The sequence below is a fragment of the Pseudomonas sp. BJa5 genome, assembly GCF_030272875.2.
Lineage (GTDB): Bacteria > Pseudomonadota > Gammaproteobacteria > Pseudomonadales > Pseudomonadaceae > Aquipseudomonas.
Genome location: NZ_JALRNG020000226.1, coordinates 1 through 236, shown reverse-complemented (window position 1 = coordinate 236; position 236 = coordinate 1). Strand labels below are relative to the sequence as shown.

The following is a 236-nucleotide window of genomic DNA, read 5'->3' as shown; positions in this document are numbered from 1 at the left end:
TCCAGGTGCAGGCCGATGGCGGTCACCCGCGGCTCGTCGAGCAGCGCATACATGAGCTCGACAATGCCGATCTGCCCCTGGTTGCCGACCTAGGCCATATAGGCCACCGGCAGCGAGCTGTCGCTCATCGACAGGTTGTAGGCGAAGTTGCCGCTCTGGGAGAGGATCGCCACGCCCTTCTCCACCGCCTTGCCGACATGGGCCACGGTCCACAGCGCACTGCTGTGCAGGTAGTC

At 64.8% G+C, this 236-nt stretch carries 1 pseudogene; it reads right to left on the bottom strand.

From position 1 onward, the window contains the following. Nucleotides 1-236: pseudogene (locus M2D63_RS26120) on the bottom strand (CoA-binding protein); the annotation flags it as partial.